The following is a 25,853-nucleotide window of genomic DNA, read 5'->3' as shown; positions in this document are numbered from 1 at the left end:
GCCCTCGGCGTCACCGGGCACACCAGCGCGAAGCCGACCGCCGCACACGCTGATCCACGACCGGCTGGAGCTGACGCCCCTCTCACCGTACTGAGGGGAGAGGCGGCCCCTGTGCCCTCCCGGCCGGCCGTGCTCCCGTGCGCGGCCGGCCAGGCGCGGACGGCGCACTGCGCCGGGCGCGGGGGCGCCGCGGCATTGCCCCATTCGTCCCCCTGCGCGCCCTGCCGAGCCTGTGTCACCCGCGGAAATGATGTGCGGACCGCACGTGCACCACGAGCATCCGCGCACCCGCCCCTCACCAGGCGGGACATGCAGGGAAGGACACCACCTTGCTGCTTCTCATCTCTCCGGACGGCGTCGAGGAAGCCCTCGACTGCGCCGAGGCGGCCGAACACCTCGACATCGTCGACGTCAAGAAGCCCGACGAGGGCTCGCTCGGCGCCAACTTCCCGTGGGTCATCCGGGAGATCCGAGCGGCGATACCGGCGGACAAGCCGCTCTCCGCCACCGTCGGCGACGTCCCCTACAAGCCCGGCACGGTCGCCCAGGCCGCGCTCGGGGCGGTCGTCTCCGGCGCCACGTACATCAAGGTCGGCCTCTACGGATGCTCCACGCCCGAGCAGGCCGTCGACGTCATGCGGGGCGTCGTCCGCGCGGTGAAGGACCACCGGCCGGATGCCTTCGTCGTCGCTTCGGGCTACGCCGACGCCCATCGGATCGGTTGCGTCAACCCGCTCGCCCTGCCCGACATCGCCCGCCGCTCCGGCTCCGACGCCGCCATGCTCGACACGGCGGTCAAGGACGGGACGCGGCTGTTCGACCACCTCCCGCCCGACGTCTGCGGGGAGTTCGTCCGGCGCGCCCACGACGCCGGCCTCCTGGCCGCGCTGGCGGGCAGCGTCAAGACCGGCGACCTGGCCGACCTGGCCCGTATCGGCACGGACATCGTGGGCGTACGCGGGGCGGTCTGCGAGGGCGGCGACCGCAACGCGGGCCGCGTCCGGCCGCACCTGGTGGCCGCCTTCCGGGCGGAGATGGACCGGCACGCCCCGGAGCACACGGTCACCGTCCCCGCCGCGAGCTGACCGCCACCATGGCGACAGAGACCCGAGGGCGCCACCCCGAGACCCGCAACGGGTACTTCCCCGTCGTCGATCCGGCGACGGGCGAGCCCTTCGACGAGGCCCCCGACCGGCAGCCGGACGACCTGGACCCCGCGATCGACCGCGCGCACACGGCCTGGCACGGCTGGCGGGCCGACCCCGCCGCCCGTACGGCCGCGCTGCTCGCGGCCGCGGACGCCGTCGAGGCGGCCGGTCCCGGCCTCGCCACCCTGCTCACCCGCGAACAGGGCAAACCCCTGACCGAGTCGCACGCGGAGGTGGCTCGCACGGCCGCCCGGCTCCGCCACTTCGCCGACCCCGACATCCCGACCCTGCCGATCACGGACGGCCGGCCGGTCCGCAGCGAGCTGCGCTGGCGGCCGATCGGCCCGGTCGCCGCGATCGTCCCGTGGAACTTCCCCCTGCAGCTCGCCTCGGCGAAGTTCGCACCGGCGCTCGCCGCGGGCAACACGGTGGTGCTCAAGCCCTCCCCGTACACACCCCTCGCGACCCGCCTGTTGGCGTCCGTCGTCTCCGCCGCCCTGCCCGAGGACGTCCTGACCGTCGTCACCGGCCGCGAGCCCCTGGGAGCCCGTCTTGCTTCGCACCCGGGGATCCGCCACGTGACCTTCACCGGCTCGGCCCCCACCGGACGGGCGGTCGCCCGACAGGCGGCGGCCTCACTGGCCCGCGTCACCCTCGAACTCGGCGGCAACGACGCCGCCGTACTCCTGGACGACGTCGACGTGGAGAAGATCGCGGACCGCCTCTTCTGGGCGGCGTTCCGCAACTGCGGACAGGTCTGCATGGCGGTCAAGCGCGTCTACGTCCCGGCACGCCTCCACTCCCTGGTCGTGGAGGCCCTCGCCCACCGGGCGAAAACCGTCGTCGTCGGACCCGGACTGGACCCGGCCTCACGACTCGGCCCCCTGAACAACGCGGCGCAGCTGACCCGCGTCGAGCACTGCACGGCCCGCGCCCTCGCGGACGGCGCCCGAGCCGCCGCCGGCGGCCACCGGCTGGACGGGCCGGGTTACTTCTTCGCCCCCACGATCCTGACCGGCGTAGCGGCCGACAGCCCGGTGGTGACCGAGGAGCAGTTCGGCCCGGTCCTGCCGGTCCTGCCGTACGACAGCGTCGACGAGGCCGTCGAGGCCGCCAACGGCACCCGCTTCGGACTCGGCGGCTCGGTGTGGGCGACCGACGCCGACCGGGCCGAGGCCGTGGCCGACCGGCTGGAGTGCGGGACGGCGTGGGTCAACCACCACGCCGAGCTGTCCCTCGCCCAGCCCTTCGCCGGCATCAAGGACAGCGGCGTCGGCGTCGCCGGCGGACCGTGGGGCCTCTACGGGAACCTCAGGCCGTTCGTCGTGCACCGCCCGCGGGAGGCCTGACGTGAGGTTCCGCGCGGCCGTACTGCGCTCGTACGAGAAGCCGTTCGCCGTCGAGGAGGTGACGCTGGACGAGGCCCCGGCCGCGGACGAGGTCCTGGTCCGGATCGCGGGCTGCGGCCTGTGCCGGACCGACCTCGCGGTACGGCACTCCGCCGGCCGCTCACCCCTGCCGGCCGTACTCGGTCACGAGGGCTCGGGCGTCGTGGTGGAGACGGGCGACGCGGTCACCGGCCTGCACCCCGGCGACCACGTCGTGCTGAGTTTCGACTCCTGCGGGCACTGCCGGAACTGCGTCGGTGCCGCCCCCGCCTACTGCGACTCGTTCGCCACCCTGAACCTCCACGGCGGGCGCCCCGAGAACGCCGGCCGGTTCACCGACACCGCGGGCGCCGTACTGGCCCCCCGCTGGTTCGGCCAGTCCTCCTTCGCCGAGTACGCGGCGGTCCCGGCCCGCAATGCCGTCCGGGTCGACCCGGCGCTGCCGCTCCACCTGCTCGGACCGCTCGGCTGCGGGTTCCTCACCGGCGCGGGCGCCGTCCTCGACTCCTTCGCCGCCGGCCCCGGCGACACCCTCGTGGTCCTCGGCGCGGGCGCGGTCGGCCTCGCGGCCGTGATGGCGGCCACCGCGGCCGGCGCGGTGGCCTTCGCCGTCGACCGGCACCCGCAACGGCTGGCCCTCGCCGAGCGATTCCACGCCGTCCCCCTGCCCGCAGCGTCGACCGGCCTGAGCGACCGCGTCCGACGGCTGACGGGCGGCGGAGCCCACTACGCCCTGGACACCACCGCCTCGGCCGAACTGATCAACTGCGCGCTCCACGCCCTGCGCCCGACCGGCCGCCTCGGCCTGGTGGCGCGGCTCCACACCACCCTGCCCCTCGAACCAGGAACACTCGACCGGGGCCGCCGCATCTCCCACATCTGCGAGGGCGACGCCGTGCCCGCACTGCTGATCCCCCGGCTGACCGCCCTGTGGCAGGCCGGGCGGTTCCCCTTCGACCAGCTGATCCGCACCTACCCGCTCGCCGACATCAACGAAGCCGAACAGGACTGCGACGCGGGCCGCGTCGTCAAACCCGTACTCATCCCGGAACCGATCGGGGGACATGACGCATGACCCATACGGCAGCGCAGGACACCGGCGTGGAGGGCGTGGAAGGAGGGGTCGGGCTGACCGCCCTCCTGGTCGCCGCGGCCCGGGCGCTCGAGACCCACCGGCCCGACAGCCTGGCCCAGGACTCCTACGCGGAGCACTTCGTGCTCGCCGCTCCGGCGTCCGCCGCCTGGCCGGTCCGCCCCGAACAGGCCCCGGACGGAGACGCGAACCCGCTGTGGGGGCGGTTCGCACGGTACTTCGGCCTGCGGACCCGCGTCCTCGACGACTTCGTCCTAGACGCGGTGCGGGCCGGCGGGGTCCGCCAAGTCGTCCTGCTGGGCGCGGGACTGGACTCGCGGGCCTTCCGCCTCGACTGGCCGCCCGGCTGCGTGGTGTTCGAGATCGACCGCGGCGGCGTCCTCGACTTCAAGCACGAGGTGCTCGCGGGCGTGTCCGCGGCACCGCTCACGACCCGCGTGCCCCTCCCGGTCGACCTGCGCGACGACTGGGCCGGCGCGCTGACCGACGCCGGCTTCGACACCGCGGCCCCCACCGTCTGGCTTGCCGAGGGACTGCTGTTCTACCTGCCCCGCGCGGCCGAGACCTACCTCGTCGACACGGTGGACCGCCTGAGCGCGGCAGGCAGCGCCCTGGCCTACGAGGTCAAGCTGGAAGAGGACCTCACGGCCTACCGCGACAGCCCCCTCTACACCGCGACGCGCCGGCAGATCGGCATCGATCTGCTCGCGTTGTTCAGCCGGGAACCGCGCCCCGACTCCGCGGGCGACCTGACGGGCAGGGGCTGGGCGACATCCGTCGGCACGCCCTTCGACTTCACCCGCAGACACGGACGCGGCCCGATGCCCGAGGAGAACGACGCGCTGGCGGGCAACCGGTGGGTGTTCGCGGTGAAACACCCCCGGTAGGACGGCCACACACGGTCGGCGGGGGCTTGCCGCGGCGCGAGCGTGGAAGAAGGGCCCCATGAGTTCACTCACGACGCAGCAGAACCCGGCCGACTTCTACGACTTCGAGGGCGCCCTGTCGGAGGAGGAACGCAAGGTCCTGGCGAGGACACGGGCGTTCATGTTGGAGGAGGTCCAGCCCCTCGTCGCCGAGCACTGGGCCGAGGGGACGTTCCCCCGAGAGCTGATCGACCGCTTCCGTGAGAGTGGACTGGTCGGCCTGCCCTACGAGGGATACGGCGAACCCGGCCCCGTCGCGTCCCACTTGCTGACCGGGATGATGGCCATGGAGATGAGCCGCGTCGACGCCTCCGTGGCCACCTTCTTCGGCGTCCACAACGGACTGGCCATGTACGCCATCCAGTCCGGCGGCGACCGGGACCAGCGCGACCGGTGGCTCCCCGGCATGGCGACCATGGAGACGGTCGGGGCGTTCGCGCTGACCGAACCGCTCGACGGATCCGACATCGCAGCCGGCATGCACACCACCGCCCGGCGCGACGGCGACACCTGGGTGCTCGACGGCCAGAAGCGCTGGATCGGCAACGCCACCTTCGCCGACCACGTCGTGGTGTGGGCCCGCGACGTCGACGACGACCAGGTCAAGGGCTTCGTGGTCGGGCAGGGGACACCGGGATTCGAGGCCACGCGGATCGAGCACAAGACATCGCTGCGCATCGTGGAGAACGCGGACGTCACCCTCACCGGCGTACGGGTTCCCGAGGCCGACCGCCTCCAGAACGTGTCGTCCTTCCGCGACGTCGCGGAGATTCTGCGCGCCACCCGCAGCGGCGTCGCCTGGCAGGCCCTCGGCGTCATGATCGGCGCCTACGAACTGGCCCTGCGCTACGCCACCGAGCGGGAGCAGTTCGGCAGGCCCCTGGCGGGCTTCCAGCTCGTCCAGGACCTCCTGGTGAAGAGCCTGGCCAACATCACGTCCAGCTGGGGACTGCTGCTCCAGCTCGCCCGCCTGCAGGACGCGGGCACCTTCCGCGACGAGCACTCCTCCCTGGCCAAGGCCCACGTGACCGCCCGCATGCGGGAGGTGGTGGCCTGGGCGCGGGAGATATTCGGAGGCAACGGCATCGTCCTGGACTACGACGTCGCCCGGTTCTTCGCGGACGCCGAGGCCATCTACTCATTCGAGGGCACCCGGGAGATGAACACCCTGATCGTCGGCAAGGCGATCACCGGGGAGAGCGCCTTCGTCTGATCCGCGGCGGCACCTCGGGCGGGCACAGCGGCGCTGCGTCGGCAGGTACGCCGCGCTTCCCCGTGCGGCGGCGTCCGACGCATCGGCGGGAGGGATACGCCCGTTCGTGTGCACGGGACAGCCTTCGCCATCGCGAGCGTCCGGTCGGCCCGATAGTGGACGAGCCGCCGGCCGCGGAGCCGGCGCGCACCGACGGCAGTACTCCACCCGGAAAGTTCGAGGTGCACCATGACGCCCACCAGCGAGGCGACGGACCGTGTCCAGCTGGTCTTCACCCTCTTCGACGCCGATGGGAACGGCTACCTGGAGCCGGCCGACTTCGAGCTGATGAGCGGCCGCGTCGTGGCGGCCGTGCCGGCGGCCGGCGACGCCGTGAAGGACCGGCTCGCCGCATCCTTCCGCCGCTACGGGGACACACTCCTGACCGAGCTGGACGCCAACGGCGACGGGCGGATCAGCCCCGAGGAGTTCGACTCCGTGGTCCTCAACCCCCAGCGCTTCGGCGCGGCCGTCGACGAGTTCGCGGAGGCCCTCGCGGCGATGGGGAACCCGGAGGGTGACGGCTTCGTCGCGCGGCCCGAGTTCGTCGCGCTGATGCTGGCCATCGGCTTCCGGCGGCCCAACATCGAGGCCCTGTTCGACGCCTTCGGGCCGGACGGGGACGACCGTATCCGGGTGGCCACCTGGGCGGACGGCATCCGGGACTTCTACCGGCCCGAGAAGTCCGGCATCCCCGGCGACCACCTGACCGCGAACGTCTCCGCCTGACGCGCGGGCGGTGGCGGCGGGGGAGGCTCGTACGCGCACCACGAGCTTTCCCCGGGGGTGTCCGCGCTCGGTGCGTGCGTGCGGCCCCGAACACCGCGGCACCCAGGGCCACCGCGATCTCGGCGGCCTCCTCGTCGGTCCAGGCGGCCGGCGCGGGGGCCCAGGCCGACAGCACGGCCGGCTCCGCCGTCGCCCGGGTGACGCCGCCCAGCCCGCAGACCCTCCCGGCGGCGGCCTGGACCGGCCGTGTCTCTTGTTGGACGGCACGCCCGTCGCGCGATGGTCCGCCCAGGCGTGGAAGTCCGGTGGGCGGGTCGAGTTGGCCGGTGAGACCTTCGAGCTGAGCTCCGGCAAGTGGGGCCCGTCCGCTGCGGCGGCGTCGGCGTCCAGCGGCTGATCGGAGACACGCCGCGCAAGCCGGTTGACCTCAACCGCCGTGCACAGCAGGCTCGTTCGCGGACCCGACGGGCCCGTGGTGCCTCGCGGGACGGACGACGACCTCCGAGAGAACGGGGTGAGGGCTGTGGCGACACGTCGCGCGGTGATCATGGCAGCGGGAGCCGGGGCACTTGCGTCCGGTGTGCCGACGTCGGCTTCCGGCTCGGCCGGGCCCGCCGGGAGCGACGTGCTGGCGGTCGTGGAGAAGAGCGGGCACGCGGTCGGCTTCTACGAGACGACGTCGGGCCGGCTGCTGCGGAGGGTGGCACTGCCCGACTACCCGCACGAGATGGTCGTCGACTCCCACCGGCGGTCCGCCTACGTCGGGCACTACGGAGTGCGCATGTCCGCGACGGCCGGCGAGGGCGGTGCCGCGGTCTTCGTCATCGACCTCGCCGAGCGGACGCTCGCCCGGACGATCGACACCCGGCCCTTCAACCGCGTCCACGGCATTGGCATCGACGACCGCGACCGGCTCTACGCGCTGAGCGAGGAGAAGGCGGTCCTGCTCGGCTTCGACACACCGGCCACCGACCAGGCGCCCACACGGGCCGTCCCGGCGCACGGCGTGAAGACCCATCTGTTCACTCTCAGCAGGGACGGCGAACGCGCCTATGTCACCGGCCTCTTGTCCCACACGGTAAGCCTCGTGCGTCCCCACGACGCCTCCGCCCCGCCACTCGTGGTGACTCCCGGTCAGCTGCCCGAGAGCAGCTGCCTCAGCCGCGACGAGAAGACCCTGTTCGTCGGCGCACGCAGGAGTTCCGCCCTGGTCGCCGTCGACGCGCGGAGCATGAAGGTCCAGCGGAGCCGGAAGGTGGGCGGCGACCCGCTGCGCGTCTACACCGTCGACGACGACCGGCTGCTTGCGACGGACATCGCCGCCAACACCGTCACCCTCTACAGCACGGCCCTCCGTCCGATCCGCTCACTGAAACTCGACGGCATCCCGGCAGCCGTCTCCTTCCACCCCCACAGGCCACTGGCGTACGTGTCCCAACTGGGCACCAACAGCGTGGCCATCGTCGACCTGGAACGCTTCGCCGTCGTCGGAGGCTTCGACACCGGGCTGGAACCGGACTCCTCGGCCCTGCTACCGACGACCGGATAGGGACGGGGCCGCAGTCGGCACGCAACTCCGGACCGCACCCCCCGGGGGGGCGTCAGACCGGTGCGGCACCGCCGAGGATCAGTTCGACCTCGTCCCCGGCGAGGACCGTGCCGCGCACCACCCAGCCGCGTCCGTCGATCGAGGTCCCCGCTGCCGTGGTGTAGGCCGCGACGATGAGCACGGGGGCCGCCGGATCGTCTGCCGACAACCGCGCGTCCGCGATCACACCGTCGGAGAAGCGCACGTCCACGTCGATCGGGGCGGGCCGAGCCGCGAAGCCCCGCGGATCGGGCAGACCCTGGACACGGCACCGAGCCCCAGGGAACAGGTGCGTGCGGTCACACACGGCCACGTACGTGTCCGCGTCGGCCGGCCCGGTGGAGGAGCGGGGCATGCGGGACCTCCGCGAGCGTGAGAGGGGCGAGGGGCGATGCTTCGCTCGGCGACTCTAGGCCACCCCCGCCTGCCCCCGGCGCAGGTGCGGGGGTCGTTTCGCTCCTTCACGCACGCGTGCGTCTGCGGCGGTATTCCCCGGGCCGTCGTCGCCGCCGAGGCCCGCACCGTCCGGGCCGACGAGGAGGAGCCCGGCGGCGCGGCCGGGCACGCGCTCGACCCCGACGCGGCGTACCCGCTGTGGGAGTCCGCGGCGAGCGCCCTGCCCGGCGACTGAGAGCGACTGGCCGCCGGCGCGCTTCCGCGGGAGCCCGTCGGCGCGCCCGGCGTCAGCGCGCCGCCTGGTCCGCCGGCTCGTGCGGCCGGGTCTCCGTGAAGGAGTACGGCGGCCAGGGGCCGAGAAAGCGGATGCGCAGCGCGGGCTCGCCCGCCCGGGCCTCGCTCAGTACCGCGCCCACGGCGTCGATGTCCTCCCGGCGCACCAGCACGGCGGCGGAGAGGACGGCCGTCTCGCCCGGTGCGCGCTGGGCCGGACCGCGGTCGCGCAGGTCCTCGGCCACCGACAGGAGCCGACGGCGCAGTCCGGCGTGCAGGGTGTCCGCGAGCTGCCCGGCGGTGTTCTTCTCACGCTGCTCGCGCTGCTTGGCCAGGAGCCTGCGCATGCCCGGGGACCGTCCGTCGTCCCCGCTGCCCGGCGTGTCCGCGGCCCGCGCGCCCGGCCCACCGCCCGCGCCGCGCTCCAGGGCGACCTCCACCCGCAGCTCGCAGCGTCCGGCGAGCGCGTCGAGCTGACCGGTGATCTCGTCCCGCTGGTCCTTGACCCAGTCGCCGAGCCGCTGTTCGGCGCCGCGTCCTGACGCCGTGTCGGCGGCCACCAGGACGTTGAAGGTCATCGGCAGCAGGGTGCCGGTGCGCTCCCAGACGGTGGTGACGGCCTCGCTCTGCTCAGCCACCCAGCGGCGCACCCGGTCGTCGTCGCCCTGGAAGGGTTCCGGCGCCGCGTCGTGCACCAGCGCGGCCACCCCGGTCCCCTCGACCGGCACCAGCCGCAGCCGGCGTCCGTCGAGCCCGGTGACGCCGTCGGCGGCGCCCGGCCGGTCGGGCAGCAGGGCGTAGACGTACAGCGCGCTGTCCTCGGTCATCGCCCGGCCTCCTCCGCCCAGCGCTGAGGGTTGACGAGCTTGTCCACGACGTCGTCGACCACCTCGTCCAGGCCGCGGTGCAGATCGGCGACCGACGTGACGATGCCGTGGTCCTCCTTGATCTGCTCCATGGCCTCGTCCAGCTCCAGCAGGGCGTCGGCGAGACGTTCGGACTCCTCCGGGTTCAGGTCGCCGCCCTCGATACGGCGCATGGCCTGGCGGTCCAGCGCCTCCTGGATGACCTCGACCAACGTCACCACGAGGGACAGCACTCCGTGTTTGAGGCTCTTCTCGTCGACGGTCAACGGCATGTCGTCCCCTTCTTTCCACGCGTCTGTGTCAGGTTCCCGCGCGCGCCGCTCATGCGGGCGCCGCCATCCGGCCCACCGACTCGAAACGCCGGACCCAGGCCGCCGGGTCCTCGGCGGAGAGCCGGTGCTCGTCGCCGTCGACGGTGCGCAGCAGCAGGACGCTCCCCTCGCCCCCGGGCCCGTACCCCGGTGCCCGGCTCACCTCCGTGAGTTCGGCCGTGGCCAGCACCAGTGCGGGCCGGCCGTCCACCGGCGACTTCCAGGTCAGCCGGCCGGCCGTGAGCCGTGCCCGGCCGCCCCGCCACATCGGACCGGACCGGCGCGGCTCCTCGTACCACAGGTGCCCGTCGGCGAGTGGCGGCTCCTCCTCGGCGACACCGGGGGACAGCGACGGCCCGAGGCTCCCGGCGAGGGAGCGGGTGAGCAGGTCGTGCAGGGTCTCTGGCTCCCGTGCGGAGAGCAGCTCCCGCCGGCCGTCGGCCAACGCGACCTCCAGGCGCAGGCGTTCCTCGCCGCCCACCGTCTCCTCCGGCTTCAGCCGCACGTCCCGTACGGCGTCCAGGTCCGTCTGCCAGAGCACCTCCCGCGGCTCGTCGCGCATGACCACCAGTCGCTGGTCGGTGAGACAGACGGTGCCGGGTCGCCAGCCGTGGTAGACGCCGCCGGTCAGCAGGTGGCCGCCGCCCATCCGCCGCACGACGCTCTCGTCCTCGCGCAGCCCGAGGCCGCGGGGCGCGGCGGAACGTTCCGCCCACTCCCTGGTGGCCTCGTCCCAGTTGCGCATCATGCCGTACTCCAGCATCGTCTCCATCCCCGCGATCGCCGCCCGCACCGATACGCCGATCAGCGGGATGTCCGCGACGGCGACGATGAGGTCGAGGTGCAGCACGGCGCCTTTGTTGAGCAGCACCTCCACCAGGTCGTCCAGGGTCACCCGCGGTTCCCGGGTGGGGCGCATCGGCGGCTGTTCACTCGCCACGCGGCTCGTCCTTCCGCTCGGTGGAGCGCCGGGTGCGGCTGCCGTCGCCCTCACGGTCACCGTCGTCGGGGGCGTCGTCCTTGCCGCCCTCTACGGCCGCCTCGTCGCGGTCCACGACGGCGGCCCGGCCGGATGCCTCCCGCATCTGCGCCTGCGCACTGCGCCAGCCGCACCAGGGGCACCACTGGTTCAGCAACTGCTCCACGGGGGCGCGCTTGCCGCACGCCGGGCAGGACTCCTTCTCCTCGCGCGTCTCCCGCCACGCGGCGGTCTCGGTGTCCGTGCCGGAGGGGAACTCCAGCCCGTAGCGGGCCGCCGTCTCGAACGAGGCGAGGGCCGCCCGCAGGCGGATGCCCAGCAGTTCGACGCCGGCGACCGAGACCATGATGTCGGCGTTGAGCACCAGGCCCTTGTCCAGCAGGGTCTCCACGACGTGTGCGAGGCTGCCCTCGCCGTCCCGCCGGGGCTGCATGGGGGCCGCACTCACGGCCGGAACCGTACGGGCGGACGGCTCGCGCGCCGCGGCAGTGGCGGGGAACCCGCCCTCACCCGGCGAAGTTCTTCCGGAAATGCTGCTCATCCCAGCCGCGTATCCGGTCATGGGCCTTTCATACCCGGCGACTGCCCGCATGCGGGATCCCACCGCGTGACACGGGCCACCGCGGCTTCGGTCCGCCCCGTCACTCCACGAGCGCGTACACACCGATGATCACGACGCCGATCGGCATGCCCATGAACCCGACCAACTCACCCGCCGGGTCCGCACCGTCGTACAGGGCAGGGTTCGCAGATTCCGACGGGAAGGGCGTGGACGGGCCGGAGCCACGGTTCCGTGTCACTTTCCGCCACGAGAGCGGTCAGCAGCGGCGACCAGCCGTCGAACTCGCCGGCGACCTGTCGCAGGCCGGCGGACGGATCGCCGAAGTCGATCGACCTCATCCACTCCTCGGACCTGTTCAGCGCCGCGTACCGGTGTCGGCGAGCCCCGGCGGCTGACCGGGGCCCGGCCGGAGGCCGTGTCGCGTTCCGTTCTGCGCAGTGCGGCTCTGTTGGGCAGAATCGGTTCCATGGAGGCGGATCAGTCACCGGAGCGGACACCTGATGGGCATTTCGTCGTCATCCGGGGCCGGAAGTGGCGGGCGACCGACCCTTCCATCCCGGAGGAGGCCGCGGCCCGCCTTCGGCGCCATTTGATGTCCGCTCGGCGTGCGGTGCGCCGTGCGCTCGCTGAGAGCGACGCGCGGGCTGAAGCGGCGGCGCGTGAGCGGGTGAACCGGGCGAAAGTTGCTTTGGGGGAGCGCGGTACGCCCTGGTGGGAGCAGTCCGACCGGGCGCGTCGGGAACGTTGGGAGGGCGGGTTGGCGGAGCTGGACCAGCGGGCGTCGGACGTGTAGGTGGCCGGGGTGCGGCGCCGAGACCGGGCGGGTCGATCACCCGGAAGGTTTGAGCTGGTCACGCACCCATTCCGGAGCGGGGTTGGTGTGCGGGCGGCCCGCCACGACGACGGTCGGCACGGTCTCGTTGCCGTCGTTGGCCTCCCGCACCGCTGCGGCTGCCGCCGGATCGCGCCAGATGTTGACCCAGTGCAACCGGCGGCCGTTGCGGCCCAGCCGGAAGCGCAGCCGTATGCAGTACTTGCAGCCAGGCCGCCAGTAGACGACGGGCCGGCTGTCGACCGCGGCGCGGCGTTCCGCCTCGCGCGCACCGATCGATCTCGGGAAGATGAGAGGCGAATGCGCGCCGGCGAGCGCCAGGAACACCAGCAGGAGTGCCACGGCAGTGCCGGCGTCCCCCGTGAGGGCCGGACGCATCACGACGGCGGAGCCGCAGAGCACGAACACCATCGGCAAGATCCAAGCGCGCATCATGATGACGCAGGCTATCGCTGAGCCGAACTGTCCAGGACCCGTCGCCTCATTGCGCAGACCGAACCGATGCCGAGTGCCGGCCGCGACCATCGACGCCGACCGGCCGGGCCGCCCGCCCTGGAACCGAGGCGTACGTCGTGTCCTGCGTCCTTCCATCCGTGGGCCGGTGGTCGGGCGACGTTGCCGGTGCCAAGGAGTCCTGTACGCATGGCGGGAGGCCAACTGCGGTCGTGGATCGACGAAATCGGCCCGCGGTCCCAGGCGGACCGGCACCAAAGACGTAGACCCGGGGGCAGGGACGGCGTGCGCCCTCCGCGCGGGTGGCGCGGCAGCGGCGTACGAACCCTCGCCTGTGCGCAACAGCGGTGTCATGATGGTGAGTTATGGCTGAGGGGGACGGTGTGGTGACGCGCGGTATCCGGATCCGGCTGGACGGGACCGAGAGGGCGACTGACATCGTCGCCCTGCACAAGTGGCTGGAACGGGAGAAACCGCTCGCCGACCTGGCCCGGATCGACCAGCTCCGCATCACCGAACAGAGCCGCACAGACGAGGCCGGTACCCCCATGGGCACCGGCATGGACATCGTCGTGGCGGTGCTCGGGGGCGCCGCGGGCGCGATGTTCCAGGGGGTGGTGGACCAGGTCAGACGATCCGTGGAGGCCTGGCAGGCCAACCGCCGTGCGGTGGAGGAAGGCGATCCGCCGCAGGCGCGCGTCGAGCCGGTGCAACCCGACGACAGGTAGGCGGCCGGTGACCGGTTACGACCCGCGGGGGAAGGCGAACCGGGCGCTGTTGGTCGGAGTGTCCGAGTACGACAACACGGCGCCGCCGGACGGTGTACCCGGCGACCTTCCCGCCGTCAAACACAACCTGAACCGGCTGGCGGAGGCGCTGCGGCACGGCGGTGTGTTCGCCGAGCGGGAGATCACGGTGTGCCGCTCTCCCGACCAGGGCACCTTCGACCAGGAGCTGTGGAAGGCGGCCAACGAGGCCGACGGAGTCCTGCTGCTGTATTTCGCCGGGCACGGGGCGATACCGAACGCGGGCGACGAGCTGTTCCTGCAGATGCGCAACGCACGCGTGGTAGCGGGCGGGCACGCGGTCTTCCCGGGCGCGGTGCTGTTCAGCCTCGCGCAAGCGATGCTCACCGCCAGTTCGGCCCGGCGGATCGTGGTCGTCCTCGACTGCTGCTTCGCCGGCAACGCCGCCTGGGTCCGCCAGGAGACCCCCGACAAGCGACGGCTGCTGCTGATGAGCGTGCAGCCCAATCACCGCATCGACGCGGGCGATCCCGACACGCCGACGCCGTTCACCGCCGAGCTGGTGAAGCTGCTGGAAGCAGGCGGCGACGTGTCGTTCCGCGCCCTCGTGGACGACCTGCGGGCCCGGATGTCCGCCGCGGGTCACCGGACGGTACGGGGGGACGCCTGGGAACCGGAGAGCCGCGCCGAGCCGGGCATGGACGTGCTGCTCGCCGTCGGGGCAGGGGGCACCGGAAGCCCGCCCGCGCCCGACCTCGCCCCCGGCCCCGACCCGGGGCCCTGGGCCCGCGACCCCGACCCTGGGCGCGCCCGCCAGGTCGGGGCGGTTCTGGTCGGATGGCTGAGCGGGATGGGCGCTGCCTGGCGCACGCTGATCCGTCGTAGGCATGACTCGGAGGCACGGAAGGGCCGCGGCAGCGACGGGAGCCCCGGTGTGCAGGCGGGCGACACGGGAGACGAGAACCAAACGAGGCGCCACCCGCGGCGGACGCGGCGGCTGGTCGCCGGCGTCGTCATGCTGGTCCTGGTCGTATCCGCCCTCGGTATCGGGGCCTACCGTCACCTCGTTCTGACCGGTGGCCCCTCCTCCTGCGCCCCAGCCCTGGAACTGCGGGTGCTCACCGACCCCGACCTGGAGCCGACCGTCCGGGCCGCGGCCGACGCGTATCTGACGTCGGAGGCGAACACCACCGGCGACGGCTGCCGCCGCAGCGGCATCACCGTCTACAGCGCGGGCGCCGCCGACGCGGTCACCGCCTTGCGCAAGCAGACCCGTGCCTGGCAGGAACCCCACGAGGCCGACACCAACCCGCAGCGCGACGTCGGCCCGCAGCCCGACGTCTGGATACCCGCTTCCCCCGCCGACGCCGCCCGGGCCGTCGCGGGGCAGGACACCGACGCCGTGGCCGAACTGGAGGCCGACCAAACGCCTTTCGCGTACTCTCCCGTCGTGCTCGCCGTCCCGCAGGGCATCGCCGTCGACGAACTGAACGACCGAACCGGCCCCCCGCTCACCCGGATGATCGACAACCTGCGCGCACGGACCGCGGGCGCGGCGGTGCGCCGCCCCGACCCGGAGTTCACCGACACCGGACTGCTGGCCACGATCGCCCTGTACGGCACCCCGGGCGCGGCCGGCGCCCCTGACCCCCGCCGGGCCGAGGACCGGGTCGCCCAGTCCGGGCCGCCCGCCCCGACCGCCGCCGAGTTGCTGTGCGCGCTGCCCGACGACGACGCCGTCGACAACCGCACCGCGGCCCTCGTCCCCGAGTTCCTCCTGAAGAGCGGCGTCGGCTGCGACAGCGCGCGCCGCACCCCGCGCATGGCCCAGTACCCGAGTGACGTTCCGGGGCTGGAGCCGGTCTACGTCCGCGTCCGCTGGCAGGGCGCCGACCGCGACGGGACCGACCGGGACCGTGAGGCGGAGGCCTTCCGGGAATGGCTCACCGGTGAGGGCGGCCGGGTGGCCTTCGCCCGGGACGGCTTCCGCGCGGCCACCGGCGACCGGGCCTTGCTGGATGCCACCGAGGTCGCCAAAGGGGTACTGAGGGCGCCGTCGCCGCTGACCGAGTCCGCGGGACGGGACGCGATGGAGGCTTCGCTGGAGGAGTACCGGGGCGCCAACGGGCCCGGCCGCGTGCTGTTCCTGCTCGACAGTTCCGGCTCCATGGCCGGCCAGTGGGAGGGGCCCAGTGGTGGGCCAGGCCTGCTGAAGCAGTCGCTGGGCGGGCTCGGCGACCGGGACGAGTACGCCGTGTGGACGGTGTCGGACGCAGGCGAGGACACGTACGACGCTCTGCTGTCCTTCGGCCCGCACTCCCGCAAGGACGCCGAGCGCGCCATCGACCGCGAGGCCCAGGTCCGGGACGCCGAGGCGGACCCGCTCGGGGCGCTGCGGGCCGCGCTCGACGCCATGGAGGTGCGGGACACCGACGACGAGCGCCCCGGTTTGATCGTCTTCGTCACCGACGACGAGGACGCGGACCGGTTCACCGGCGACGGCTTCGGCAGCCTCCTGGACATCGCGCGCGCGAGAGGGCTGCCGGTCGCGATGGTCTCCTTGCAGGGCGGCGGCTGCGACGCGGGGAAACCGGACGCCCGGATCTCCGAAGCCAGCGGTGGCCGCTGCCTGGACGCCGACGACGATCTCGGTGCCGCCCTGCACGACGAGGTCGCGCGCACCGGAACGGGGGAGACCTGATGCGCGGGGTACCGCTGCGACGACAGAGCCGACGGCGGCTGGCGGTGCTGACGGCCGCGCTGTGCCTGCTCCTGCCGACCGCGTGCAGTGGAGGTGGCGGCGACGGCGGAAGCGGCCCCGCGGCGCCGCCCTCCGCCGACGTGCCCGGCGACATCGTGGTCGCCAGCGGCCGGGACGTCACCGGCAAGAACGGCGTCCGCCAGCGGCTCATCGACGCCTGGAACACCGAGCAGGAGAAGGCCGGCACCGGCTACCGTGCCCGACTCGTCGAACTCCCCGGCAACGCCGACGAACAGCGCAGCCAACTGCTCGGCGCGCTCCAGTCCGGCAGCGCCGCCTACGACGTGGTCAACCTCGACGTCACCTGGGTCCCGGAGTTCGCCGCCGCGGACCTGATCAGCCCACTGCCCGCGTCGCTGCTCGACGACGACGTCATCGCACCCGTCGCGAGCACCGCACGCTGGGACGGCAACGTGTACGCCGCTCCCTTCAACAGCGATGTCGGCCTGTTCTACTACCGTCGCGACCACTTGAGCCAGGCCGACGTCGAGCAGACCGACCTGACGGGCGGCCTGGACTGGCCGGAGCTGAAGACACTGATCAACGCCGTCGGCGACCACAAGCCCAAAGGCTACGACAAGGGCTGGACGACCCAGCTCGCCGCGTACGAGGGGCGGACGGTCAATGCCGTGGAGGCCTTCGCGTCGGCCGTACCGAACCTCACGCTCACCGGTGAGGACGGCCATTACGACGCCACCGTCGAGGAGTTGACCGAGGGCATCAGCGAGCTGCGCCGTCGCACCGAGGCCGCGTACGTGCTCCCGGACGCCTTCCACTCCGACGAGGCGGCTTCCCTCGCTGACTTCGCCGCGGGCCGCACCACCTTCCTGCGCCACTGGCCGTACGTGTATCCCGCCCTGCATCAGTCGTTCCCCGACGACGACCGGCTCGGTGTGACCGCGTTGCCCGGGCGGGCCGTGCTCGGCGGCCAGAACCTCGCCGTGACCGCGGCGTCCCAGCGCAGGACCAAGGCGACCGACCTGATCGAGTACCTGACCGGCAAGGAGAGCGAACGCTGCCTGCTGGACGCCGGTTTCGCGGCGACGCGCACCTCCGCCTACACGGACGACGCCGTGGCGTGCGCGGTGGGTACGACGACGCCCTCGGCGGCGCCGACCGGGGAGAGCACGGACACCGTGCCCCGCGACGCGGCCGGCCGCCCTGAGTACGCCCGCGACATCCTGCTCCCCGCCCTGCAGAAGGCGGTGCACCGCCCCCGCACCCCGCTGTACGGCGCCTTCACCCAGACCTTCACCACCGAGCTGGGCGCCCTCTTCGCCGACGACCCGCCGAGTGACGCGGAATTGGCGCGGCGCTTGGACGAAGCGCTCAGACGTGCCCTGCCGGACTGAGGGGCGGTCGGTTGGCGGCTTGGGCGTGGGTGGAGGCGCGAACCGGCGAGTGAGACGGGCTACTGGTACGGCCTCGTCGTCCCGTCCGTCTACGCCGCCCGCAGGATGTGGAGCAGCCTGGCACGGCGCCGCACCAGGACGGCCCGGTGGGGGTCTTCCCACGCGGCATCGCCCCAGGCGAGCACCTTGTACATCCCTCCCGGTACTCCCACCAACACCCGGGCTGTACGCCGACGTCGACCTGGTGTGATCCGGTCTGGGCTATCGTTCTGAGCGCCCTGGAGATCACGTCCGTCGCGCGGACAGGAGGCGGCAACACGCCCCTGTACAGGCGGGATTCACAGTTCCTGAACGGAGTCCAGGGCCTCCGCCCGATCACACGTAGAGAGAATCGGATGCGCATCAGAAACACGAGCCTCGCGCTCGTAGGTTCCGCGATGGTGGCCGCCCTGGTCACCGCTTCGCCCGCCGTCGCGGACTCGACCCCCACTCTTCCCCAGCCCTCGCCCACCGGTGTCCTCGCCGTGCAGAAGCAGGCGATGGCCGCGGGGCGCCCGGCGCCCTCACCCGGATCGACTCTGGCTCCGCGGTCTACCGGCTCTCCATGGGCAAGGCGGACCGGGCCGCCGGTACGCCCATGGACGCCGACCGCAGGTTCCGCGTCGGCAGCGTCAGCAAGAGCTTCACCACCGTCGTGCTGATGCAGCTCGTCGCCGAGGGCCGCATCGACCTGGACGCCCCGGCCAACGACTACCTGCCGCAGGCCCTGCCGGACGACCGCATCACCGTGCGGCACCTGCTGAGCCACCGCAGCGGGCTGTGGGACTACACGAACGACATGTTCTACCACACCGTTCCCGGCTTCGAAGCCGTACGGAACAAGGTGTTCACGTACCAGGAACTCATCGACCTCTCGACGGCGCACGCCCCCACCGGCGAGCCCGGGGCCGCCTACGGTTACTCCAACACCAATTTCGTGGTGCTGGGCCTGATGATCGAGCACACCACGGGTGTGCCGATGGCGACGCAGTACCAGCAGCGGATCTTCGAGCCGCTCGGCCTGAAGAACACCTCGTACGTCCACCCGCGGACCACCCTCACCGGCTCCTACGCACGCGGGTACGTACGCGACGACGACACCACGCTGCCGCTGGTGGACTCGACCGAGCAGACCGCCTCGTGGGCGCAGTCCGCCGGTGCCGTCATCTCGAACTCCTCGGATCTGAACCGCTTCTTCGCCGCGGTCGTCTCCGGCAAGCTGGTCGCCCCCGCACAGCTGCGCGAGATGATGAGCATGGTCCCGGTCAACGCGGACCAGACCCAGTCCTACGGCCTCGGGCTGCGTGGGCGGAAGCTCTCCTGCGGTGTCACCGTCTACGGTCACACCGGCACCGTCCAGGGCTACTACACCTACGCGTTCACGACGGCCGACGGCCGCCGCGGCATGTCGTCGATGGCGAACACCTCGAACAACGGCACGGTGAACACCATCCTCGGCGGCACCCTCGAGGCCGCCTTCTGCGGCATCGACCCGACGCGGTCGACCGCCCTCAGCCGCTCCGCCACCGCCGGCGGCGGCCACACCGAGGACATCGCGCCGCAGGTCGTACGTCGCTGACCCGGCCCGGCGCGTGACCTCCGGGCCACGCGCCGGTACCGCCGCAGCGGGAGCAGGACGCCCGGGGCGCGCGCCATCGCCGGATGAGCCGGCCGGGCGGTGTCACATCCGGTGCCGCTCCCCGGTCCGACACACATACCGGGAGGACCGGAGGACACCGTGTGGTTCCACCATGGCAACAGGGAGCGGCGTCCCCGTCGGCCGAAGGCTCATCGGGGGAGGAGGCACTGTGGAACAGGCTGGTGAGTCGGTGCCGATCGCGGTCGCGGTGGTCGATGCGGGCGCCGGGAGTCAGGCGCGCCAGGTACGTGTCGCGGTCGGTGTCCGTCAGCGTTACGACGGTGGGAAGAAGGTGCCGGGCCGCAAACGGCACATCGTGACCGATCCCCTCTTGCGTCAGAGGCCACCTTGTCGATGCCACCATCGGCCGTGTTGTCAGTGGCCTTTGGCATGATGCGGGACACGTGACGGCCTGCCCGGCAGGGCCTTTGAGGCCGTCCTCATCGTAGGGGAGTGCTGTGCGTAGGCCCGTCGCAGGCGAGGTGCGTGTTCACGATCGTCAGATCTACGTCGAAAGCGAGCCGGACGGTGTCCGACCGGACCTCGCCACGGCGCTCGCCTATCAGACAGGGGGGTTGTGCGGGGCTGCGGTCCCAGGCGTGATCGTCCTGTCCACCGGGCTGTACGCAGGCAACGTCGGCTTCGTCGTGGAAATCCACGACATACCCCCGGTGCTGGACCCGGTCTGGGATGACGTGATGGAGGTGTCCTTCCGCCCCGCGTCGGAACGCACAAGTTTGGTGCAGGGGGACGGCGAGGCCGCCTGGGACCTGGGTCTCGCCCGAACCGACTACCGCGTCCGCTACTGCGCCCGGGGGATGGACGAGGGACACGAACTCTCCACCAGAGCAGCTGGGGAGCCCCGGGCGGACAGCTACCTCCTGCAGTTCTGGCCGGCCCCGCCCCGCCCGGACGAAGTGATCCGCCACACCTCGCGGATCGCTGGGAACCTACACTCTTACGCGCGCCAGACGGCACGTACACCCGAGCAACTCGCCGAGGCCGAACGCCTGACTCGCCAGGTGTTCCAACGGGCGGCCGAGAAGCGGGCCGAACAAGCCGCCGAGGCGCGCCGCCTGCACCATGAAGAGTGGGAGTGGGGCGGGCGGCTGCCGAGCGAGAGACTGCTCACTGCCCGCGAGAGCAACGTCCTCGGTCTGCTCCGCTTCGACAGCGACCTGGTGCACGCCCTCGACGTCGTGGGCCCCGAGGTCCAGCGTGCAGCGGCATTGCTGGCCGCGCGGCGGGCCTGCGAGGCTGCGGGCCTTACCGATCTGCCGTGGGTCGCCCAGGCGCTCTCGGCAGCGGAAGAGGGACGCCCTCTGCCGCCGCCGTTCGACGACCCGGCCCTGATGCAGGAGGCCCTGCGCTCCGACCCTCGTGTCCCGGACAGGACGGTACTCGGAGCGATACCTCCGGAGCGACCGCCATACGTCCCGCCTCCGTCCGCGGACACAGGGCGCACGGTCGTCGTGGTGCCCCTTACCAGCACGCCGCGCACCCCAGGACCAATCTCACAACCGCACTTCGCTCTCCCCGCTGTGCTCGCCGCCGCCGCGCCCGACCCGCTCATAGCAGCATTGGACGCGGTGTGGCATGCGCTGAACACGTACGGCGAGCACTACACGGAGCTGCTGAACGAGATCCGGTCGGTGTGCGCCGAGCGGGCAATGAGCATCGCAGCTGCACTCCGTATCCGTACCACCCCGCCGCGGCAGGTCGACGTCACCGCGGTCGCCCCGCAACTGGCGCCGCTGGCACGCACGGCGACCCGGCTGCATCCCCGCCCCGGGTCGCCCACGCCATACGACAGCTCCGTCGGCGGACCGCTGCTGTGGCCCGCCGACGAGCCCTGGCCGTACTGCGAGGGACCGCACGAGTGGGACGGGTGGAACGAGATCCTCTCGCCCGAGGACGTACGGCAGCGGCGACGCATTCGTGCAGCAGTGGCAAACCGACCGGGCGGCGATCCCCCGGGGACCCGGTACACGCCCGAGGAGCGGGCGATCGAGGAGCGGATCGAGGCCGGCCGCCCATGGCCCGAGGGCCCGATCGCCATGCTGCCCGTGGCCCAGTTGTACGTACGCGACGTCCCCTTGCTGCGCCCGCCCAAGCAGGCCGAGGCAGATCTGCTCCAAGTGCTGTGGTGCCCCTTCGACCACCCCGCGCAGCCCGAGACCGCGCTGTTCTGGCGGTCCGCCGCCACAGTCACCGACATCCTCGACACACCCCCCGAGCCGCCCGCGATCCAGTTCCCCGGCTACCTGCCGGAGCCGTGCCTCCTCGCGCCGGAGCAGATCACCGAATACCCCAGCATCATGGAACTGGGCAAGGATCTCCAGAGGCAGCTGGAGGACTGGCGCAGGTGGCAGACGGCCGGTATCGCTCTGGACAACTTTGACAACACGCCGTATCCACTGGACAGCTCTGACACGCCGTACTCGAAGGATTTCTACAACGAGCTCTACACGGGCAGGATGTCCGTTGCTCCAGGCTGGAAGGTCGGTGGCTGGACCCGTTGGGGCCTCACCGATCCCCGACCTCGGCTCTGCCCTTCATGCGGCACCGAGATGGATCCGCTGCTGACCATCGCCTCGGGTGAATGGAACTCCCACTATCCCGACTGGATTCCCCACGAGGACCGAGCCCGCTCTCTGTCATCCACCACCTATCCCGAACCCGACAACCCGACCATGCTCGACCTTGCCGGAGGCTACGATCTGCAGCTGCACGTCTGCCCGGTATCCCCGAACCATCCGCACATCGAGCTGATCCAGTGAGCCGTCCCCCAGTCAGCGCCCGCGCTGGCCTGCCGCTCGTGGACCGGATGAACGATGGCGGCCCGCAAAGCCTCGTTCACGGCGTTGTCGACGCTGTGAACGAGGCCGGCGGTCAGCCGTCCGCCTTCACGGTCCACCTCCGCCCTTCGCGTTCGAAGGCGACGAACACGGCACCTTGCGCCTTGGCCTCCCGGTAGCTCAGCCGATGGTGAAGCGCTGGTTCTGGGCGTTTCGGTCGCAGCCGGCAGTGCGGTAGTAGCCGTCGTCCTGCTGGTAGAGGCAGCGGCCCGTACCGACGCTTTGGAGCATGACGGCGCTGCGGGGGGCAGGCTGGACGGTGCGCCACTTCTGATACGAGCCGCCGTTGCAGCGCAGGGGGTAGACGTCGCCCCGGTCATTGCTGTCGAGGCAGCGGCCCCACGTGTAGTTCTTGAGAGTGGTGCTGGTGTTGAGGCGGCCGTTCCAGTGCCACAGGATGCTGCCGCGCCCGCTGGTGCAGCGGTCTCCCTTGAGGCCGGTTTCGTCCGTCTCGCGCAGGCAGTCACCGTAGCGGTAGTTCGCGAAGCGGCTGGTGGCGGTGGCAGCCGACGCGGGTGAGGGAACGAGGAGGGGGAGGGCGAGGCCGGCTGCGGCTACGAGGGCGGCGAAGGCCCTCCGGGTCGGGTGGCGCACTGGCGGTCTCCTTGCAGTAGTTTTCAGAGGTATCTCAACAGGATCCCCGAACACCACCGCCTACGCCTGCAAATGGGAAAACCTTAAACGCTGTGCCGATGTAGACATCTCACGCGGATAACTGTGCGTCAGCCAACTCGAACAGCTCATCATCACGTCCGGTTGGACACGCACTGACTCGTCCCGGAAGCGTGACGTTTCTCCTGCCGCGGCTTCAGGCAACAGACCCACCTTCACGATCTTCGTCTCGTTCGGCACCCTTGATCGGAGGACATGATCTGATCAGACCAAGGCCCCTCAGGGCAGACGAATGCCCAGGTGAGCGGCGTAGTTCGAGGACCGTTTCGACACGGGAAGGTCGAATAGGTTCGCTACGTGGGTGCAGTCGATGAGTTCGGGCTGCAAGAGGAGTCTGATGGAGGACACCCGGTCTCTGGAGGTTGCCCTATGGCTGAACCACACGTTTCAGAAACTCGGAAAGCCATGGAACGGGCTATCCACGTCGAGCGCTTGGCGCTCGCTCAAGACCTCGCCGAGCTCAGCGAGGCCCAGTGGGCGAAAGCATCACTGTGTGAACGCTGGACCGTGGAGGAGGTCGTAGCTCATCTGACGGCAGGTGCCAGCACGAGGATGTGGCGCTGGCTGCTGAGCATGCTGGCAGCTCGGTTCGACCCCAATCTGCACAACGACAGACGACTCGCAATGCACCGTGGTGCCACACCGGAAGAGACCTTGCGGCGATTTCGGGAAGTTGTCGCCGGCCCGCCCGGGCCGACAGGACATACAGCGGCCTGGCTGGGCGAAGTAGTCGTCCACAGCGAGGACATCCGTCGGCCATTGGGTCTTGTGCGGACACCCCCGGTGGCCACGACGACCGCCGTCGCCCGGTTCTTCGCGAGTCGCGATTTCACAGTCGCGAGCAACACTGCAATCGCGGGCTTGCGGGTCGAGGCCACAGACGGACCGTTCACCACCGGTTCGGGGGATCTGCTCCGGGGGCCGACCCTCTCGCTGGTGATGGGAATGGCAGGCCGCCCAGCGGCCTGCGAGGACCTTGAGGGGGACGGTGCGGCAATCCTGCGCGTCCGACTCCGCTCAGGTCAAAGAACAAGCTGAGCGCGCCGCAACAGAGCACACCCTCTGCGCCGCTACGCCCCGAGGACCGGCAAGGTCAGCACGCTCGCGACGGACCTGCGCGAGCCCAGCGACGCCGTACTTGCCGGCGGCGACGCCCGGTCCGCCTCCCTGAGGCTGGGCCGGCTCTCTGCCGCTGGTGCTGGCCGTGCCGGCCGACCCATGACACGGACGGCGCCGACACCCCGGCGGTCCCGTGCGGGCGGGAGGGACCGGACGGACCGGCGCCCCACCGCCCGGCGCGCGCACGGTCCGTCGGCCGGGCCTCGTGCTGAGCCCCATCCCGAACCACTAGTGTCCGGGCATGAGCGAAAACTCGAAGCGTTCCGTCGTCGTCGAACGCACCAGCGGTGGTCGGTTCGTCGCGGTCAACGCCCGCGGCGAGTCGATCAGCTTCGGCACTTCCCCGGACGGCGGCCAGGCCACCGGGTTCACTCCGGTGGAACTGCTTCTGGCCGCGATCGGCGGCTGCACAGCCGTTGACGTCGATGCCGCCACCGGCCGTCACGCCGAGCCCAGCGCGTTCTCCGTGACGGTCAGCGGTGACAGGATCAGCGACGAACTGGGAAACCACATGACCAACCTCCAGGTCGCCTTCACCGTCGCCTTCCCGGACGTCGAAGGTGCGGAGCGCGCCCGTGCAATCCTGCCCCGCGCGGTCAAGGCATCCCACGACCGCCTGTGCACTGTGAGCAGAACGGTCGAGATCGGCACGCCCGTGACCGCGACCGTCGCGAACCCCTGAGGACGCAGCCGAGCAGGCGGTCCGACGCACGGCGGGACCGGACGGCGGCGCTGACGAGCGGCTGCGGCCACGCCGGCGCGCGGGGACCTCGCTCACCTCGTCCGCTACGCCTTCGGCCCTTCGCCCGGAATCGAGGAAGCCGGTGGGGACGTGACCGGCGCCGCGCGCACTCCGGTGCCGTCGGCGCCAGCGGGTGCTCGTGCGTCAGTGCGTGGTGCCGTCGATGCGCTGCAGGACCAAGAACTGCAGGCCTTCATGGATCCCCCGGTCGAAGAGGGTGATCGCGGTTCCCATGTGACACCGCCGAGGGCGCCGACCGAGTCGCAGTGAAGGGTTCAACCGTTGTGGCAGCCCTTGCGCCACGTTCGATGAGGGCTCGCTATACATGGCGGCACAGACTCCACCCCGTCACCTGATCACGACTGGATACGGATCCTAGCTGCGGGCTGTCGGTGTGCCGGTCGCCTGCCATTCGCGGCGGAGGAGGCCGTAGATCCAGGAGTCGGAGACGTCGCCGTTGACGATGCAGTCTTCTCGGAGAGTGCCTTCGCGGACGAAGCCGAGCTTTTCCAGAACCCGGGCGGACGCCAGGTTGCGGGTGTCGGTTTCGGCCTGGACGCGGTTCAGGTCCAAGGTGCTGAACGCCCATTGCAGGACGGCGTGCGCGGTCTCTGTGGCGTAGCCGTGGCCCCACGCGCCGGCGTCGAGTACGTAGCCCAGGGACGCGCTGCGGAAGCTGGGGTTCCAGCTGGTCAGGCCGCACCAGCCGATGAACGCGCCGTCGCAGACGCGGTCGACGGCCAGTCGCGCTCCCGTGCCTTCCTCCTCCATCGTCCGGCAGGTCGCGATGAAGCGCTGGGCGCGGGCCGGTTCGGTCCATGGCGGGGAGTCCCAGTAACGCAGCACGTGGGTGCTGCTGTGCAGCGCGTAGAGCGACGCCGCGTCGGCGTCGGAGAACGGCCGCAGCCGCAGGCGAGCGGTGTGCAGCTCGGGGGTGGGCAGTGTCATGCGGAGCATCCTGTCGCGTCACGCTCGCCCCCGGCCAGCCGTTTATCCGGACGGTCGGGGGCGCGTACGTCCACGGTGCGGTGATGCCGGGCGGCCGATGTTCGGGGCTGTCGGGGGTCCGGCGACTGCGAGGTATGCGGCCGAAGGGGGGGGTGGGTGCCCGTGGCCATGACGTTTCTCG

24 protein-coding genes and 3 pseudogenes are annotated in these 25,853 nt (G+C 71.7%); 16 read left to right on the top strand and 11 right to left on the bottom strand.

Annotation, left to right across the window (positions count from 1 at the left end; translation table 11 throughout):
• Positions 1-329: 329 nt before the first annotated feature.
• From DMH12_RS04730 to DMH12_RS04705, 6 genes are all read left to right on the top strand, one after another.
• Entirely contained in the window at positions 330-1,085 is a 756-nt protein-coding gene (locus DMH12_RS04730; RefSeq protein ID WP_125490263.1) for a (5-formylfuran-3-yl)methyl phosphate synthase, read from the top strand.
• A gap of 8 nt (positions 1,086-1,093) precedes the next feature.
• A complete protein-coding gene (locus DMH12_RS04725; RefSeq protein ID WP_125490262.1) occupies positions 1,094-2,497 on the top strand; it encodes an aldehyde dehydrogenase family protein in 1,404 nt (467 codons plus the stop codon).
• A 1-nt stretch (position 2,498) separates the two neighbouring features.
• Positions 2,499-3,611 carry an NAD(P)-dependent alcohol dehydrogenase gene (locus DMH12_RS04720; RefSeq protein WP_125490261.1) on the top strand — a complete coding sequence of 371 codons (1,113 nt, stop codon included), beginning with the start codon at positions 2,499-2,501 and terminating at the stop codon, positions 3,609-3,611.
• The gene (locus tag DMH12_RS04715) at positions 3,608-4,516 is read left to right on the top strand and encodes an SAM-dependent methyltransferase (RefSeq protein WP_125490260.1); all 909 of its coding nucleotides are present in this window, start codon (positions 3,608-3,610) and stop codon (positions 4,514-4,516) included. The genes DMH12_RS04720 and DMH12_RS04715 overlap by 4 nt, the downstream gene beginning before the upstream one ends.
• Positions 4,517-4,574: 58 nt before the next feature.
• A complete protein-coding gene (locus DMH12_RS04710; protein WP_125490259.1) occupies positions 4,575-5,768 on the top strand; it encodes an acyl-CoA dehydrogenase family protein in 1,194 nt (397 codons plus the stop codon).
• Between the two features lie 228 nt (positions 5,769-5,996).
• Entirely contained in the window at positions 5,997-6,536 is a 540-nt protein-coding gene (locus DMH12_RS04705; protein WP_125490258.1) for an EF-hand domain-containing protein, read from the top strand.
• An 85-nt stretch (positions 6,537-6,621) separates the two neighbouring features.
• On the opposite strand, the pseudogene DMH12_RS39650 reads toward DMH12_RS04705, so the two are convergent.
• Positions 6,622-6,759: pseudogene (locus tag DMH12_RS39650) on the bottom strand (NADP-dependent oxidoreductase); the annotation flags it as partial.
• A 300-nt stretch (positions 6,760-7,059) separates the two neighbouring features.
• Here DMH12_RS39650 and DMH12_RS04695 point away from each other — a divergent pair.
• On the top strand, positions 7,060-8,085 hold the full coding sequence (locus tag DMH12_RS04695; RefSeq protein WP_125490257.1) for a YncE family protein: 1,026 nt from the start codon (positions 7,060-7,062) through the stop codon (positions 8,083-8,085).
• A gap of 52 nt (positions 8,086-8,137) precedes the next feature.
• Here the strand turns inward: DMH12_RS04695 and DMH12_RS04690 are convergent, their stop codons facing one another.
• On the bottom strand, positions 8,138-8,479 hold the full coding sequence (locus DMH12_RS04690) for a hypothetical protein (RefSeq protein WP_125490256.1): 342 nt from the start codon (positions 8,477-8,479) through the stop codon (positions 8,138-8,140).
• Between the two features lie 84 nt (positions 8,480-8,563).
• Between DMH12_RS04690 and DMH12_RS04685 the strand changes: the two genes are divergently transcribed.
• Positions 8,564-8,755 carry a hypothetical protein gene (locus DMH12_RS04685; RefSeq protein ID WP_125490255.1) on the top strand — a complete coding sequence of 64 codons (192 nt, stop codon included), beginning with the start codon at positions 8,564-8,566 and terminating at the stop codon, positions 8,753-8,755.
• A 52-nt stretch (positions 8,756-8,807) separates the two neighbouring features.
• Here the strand turns inward: DMH12_RS04685 and DMH12_RS04680 are convergent, their stop codons facing one another.
• The 5 genes from DMH12_RS04680 to DMH12_RS39640 all read right to left on the bottom strand — a co-directional run bounded on the left by DMH12_RS04680 (position 8,808) and on the right by DMH12_RS39640 (position 11,749).
• Entirely contained in the window at positions 8,808-9,620 is an 813-nt protein-coding gene (locus DMH12_RS04680) for a GvpL/GvpF family gas vesicle protein (RefSeq protein ID WP_125490254.1), read from the bottom strand.
• Positions 9,617-9,931, bottom strand: coding sequence for a gas vesicle protein K (locus DMH12_RS04675; protein ID WP_125490253.1), 315 nt, complete (start codon positions 9,929-9,931; stop codon positions 9,617-9,619). The genes DMH12_RS04680 and DMH12_RS04675 overlap by 4 nt, the downstream gene beginning before the upstream one ends.
• A 49-nt stretch (positions 9,932-9,980) precedes the next feature.
• On the bottom strand, positions 9,981-10,910 hold the full coding sequence (locus tag DMH12_RS04670; protein WP_260474053.1) for a gas vesicle protein: 930 nt from the start codon (positions 10,908-10,910) through the stop codon (positions 9,981-9,983).
• On the bottom strand, positions 10,900-11,397 hold the full coding sequence (locus DMH12_RS40225; RefSeq protein WP_312023902.1) for a gas vesicle protein: 498 nt from the start codon (positions 11,395-11,397) through the stop codon (positions 10,900-10,902). The genes DMH12_RS04670 and DMH12_RS40225 overlap by 11 nt, the downstream gene beginning before the upstream one ends.
• A 193-nt stretch (positions 11,398-11,590) precedes the next feature.
• Positions 11,591-11,749 carry a hypothetical protein gene (locus DMH12_RS39640; RefSeq protein WP_260474052.1) on the bottom strand — a complete coding sequence of 53 codons (159 nt, stop codon included), beginning with the start codon at positions 11,747-11,749 and terminating at the stop codon, positions 11,591-11,593.
• 228 nt (positions 11,750-11,977) lie between these two features.
• Here DMH12_RS39640 and DMH12_RS39635 point away from each other — a divergent pair, with 228 nt between their 5' ends.
• On the top strand, positions 11,978-12,304 hold the full coding sequence (locus DMH12_RS39635; protein ID WP_125490251.1) for a hypothetical protein: 327 nt from the start codon (positions 11,978-11,980) through the stop codon (positions 12,302-12,304).
• Between the two features lie 36 nt (positions 12,305-12,340).
• Here the strand turns inward: DMH12_RS39635 and DMH12_RS04650 are convergent, their stop codons facing one another.
• Together DMH12_RS04650 and DMH12_RS39630 are read right to left on the bottom strand one after the other, a co-directional pair.
• Positions 12,341-12,778 carry a glutaredoxin domain-containing protein gene (locus DMH12_RS04650; protein ID WP_125490250.1) on the bottom strand — a complete coding sequence of 146 codons (438 nt, stop codon included), beginning with the start codon at positions 12,776-12,778 and terminating at the stop codon, positions 12,341-12,343.
• Positions 12,779-12,891: 113 nt separating this feature from the next.
• A pseudogene (locus DMH12_RS39630) lies at positions 12,892-12,987 on the bottom strand (oxidoreductase); the annotation flags it as partial.
• 174 nt (positions 12,988-13,161) lie between these two features.
• On the opposite strand from DMH12_RS39630, the gene DMH12_RS04640 reads away from it, so the two are divergent.
• The 5 genes and pseudogenes from DMH12_RS04640 (at position 13,162) to DMH12_RS04615 (ending at position 22,113) form a co-directional block, all read left to right on the top strand.
• Positions 13,162-13,524 (top strand): hypothetical protein, encoded by a 363-nt coding sequence (locus DMH12_RS04640; protein ID WP_125490249.1) that lies wholly within the window; start codon positions 13,162-13,164, stop codon positions 13,522-13,524.
• Positions 13,525-13,531: 7 nt separating this feature from the next.
• A complete protein-coding gene (locus DMH12_RS04635; RefSeq protein ID WP_125490248.1) occupies positions 13,532-16,243 on the top strand; it encodes a substrate-binding domain-containing protein in 2,712 nt (903 codons plus the stop codon).
• Positions 16,243-17,655: an extracellular solute-binding protein gene (locus tag DMH12_RS04630; protein WP_185832142.1), complete on the top strand. Its 1,413-nt coding sequence runs from the start codon at positions 16,243-16,245 to the stop codon at positions 17,653-17,655. The genes DMH12_RS04635 and DMH12_RS04630 overlap by 1 nt, the downstream gene beginning before the upstream one ends.
• Before the next feature lie 395 nt (positions 17,656-18,050).
• Positions 18,051-19,273 (top strand): annotated as a pseudogene (locus tag DMH12_RS04625) (serine hydrolase domain-containing protein).
• A 1,730-nt stretch (positions 19,274-21,003) separates the two neighbouring features.
• Positions 21,004-22,113: a hypothetical protein gene (locus DMH12_RS04615; protein ID WP_125490318.1), complete on the top strand. Its 1,110-nt coding sequence runs from the start codon at positions 21,004-21,006 to the stop codon at positions 22,111-22,113.
• Between the two features lie 198 nt (positions 22,114-22,311).
• On the opposite strand, the gene DMH12_RS04610 is transcribed toward DMH12_RS04615, so the two are convergent.
• Positions 22,312-22,785, bottom strand: a complete 474-nt coding sequence (locus DMH12_RS04610) for an RICIN domain-containing protein (RefSeq protein WP_125490247.1) — start codon at positions 22,783-22,785, stop codon at positions 22,312-22,314.
• Positions 22,786-23,232: 447 nt separating this feature from the next.
• Here DMH12_RS04610 and DMH12_RS04605 point away from each other — a divergent pair, with 447 nt between their 5' ends.
• Together DMH12_RS04605 and DMH12_RS04595 are read left to right on the top strand one after the other, a co-directional pair.
• Positions 23,233-23,901: a maleylpyruvate isomerase family mycothiol-dependent enzyme gene (locus tag DMH12_RS04605; RefSeq protein ID WP_312023901.1), complete on the top strand. Its 669-nt coding sequence runs from the start codon at positions 23,233-23,235 to the stop codon at positions 23,899-23,901.
• A 322-nt stretch (positions 23,902-24,223) separates the two neighbouring features.
• Positions 24,224-24,664 carry an OsmC family protein gene (locus DMH12_RS04595; RefSeq protein ID WP_125490245.1) on the top strand — a complete coding sequence of 147 codons (441 nt, stop codon included), beginning with the start codon at positions 24,224-24,226 and terminating at the stop codon, positions 24,662-24,664.
• 435 nt (positions 24,665-25,099) lie between these two features.
• On the opposite strand, the gene DMH12_RS04590 is transcribed toward DMH12_RS04595, so the two are convergent.
• Positions 25,100-25,672: a GNAT family N-acetyltransferase gene (locus DMH12_RS04590; RefSeq protein WP_125490244.1), complete on the bottom strand. Its 573-nt coding sequence runs from the start codon at positions 25,670-25,672 to the stop codon at positions 25,100-25,102.
• Positions 25,673-25,853 lie beyond the last annotated feature (181 nt).

The sequence above is a fragment of the Streptomyces sp. WAC 04229 genome (genome assembly GCF_003947455.1).
GTDB lineage: Bacteria > Actinomycetota > Actinomycetes > Streptomycetales > Streptomycetaceae > Streptomyces.
The sequence above is the reverse complement of the archived record's forward strand: the minus strand, read 5'-3'. Positions and strand labels throughout refer to the sequence as shown.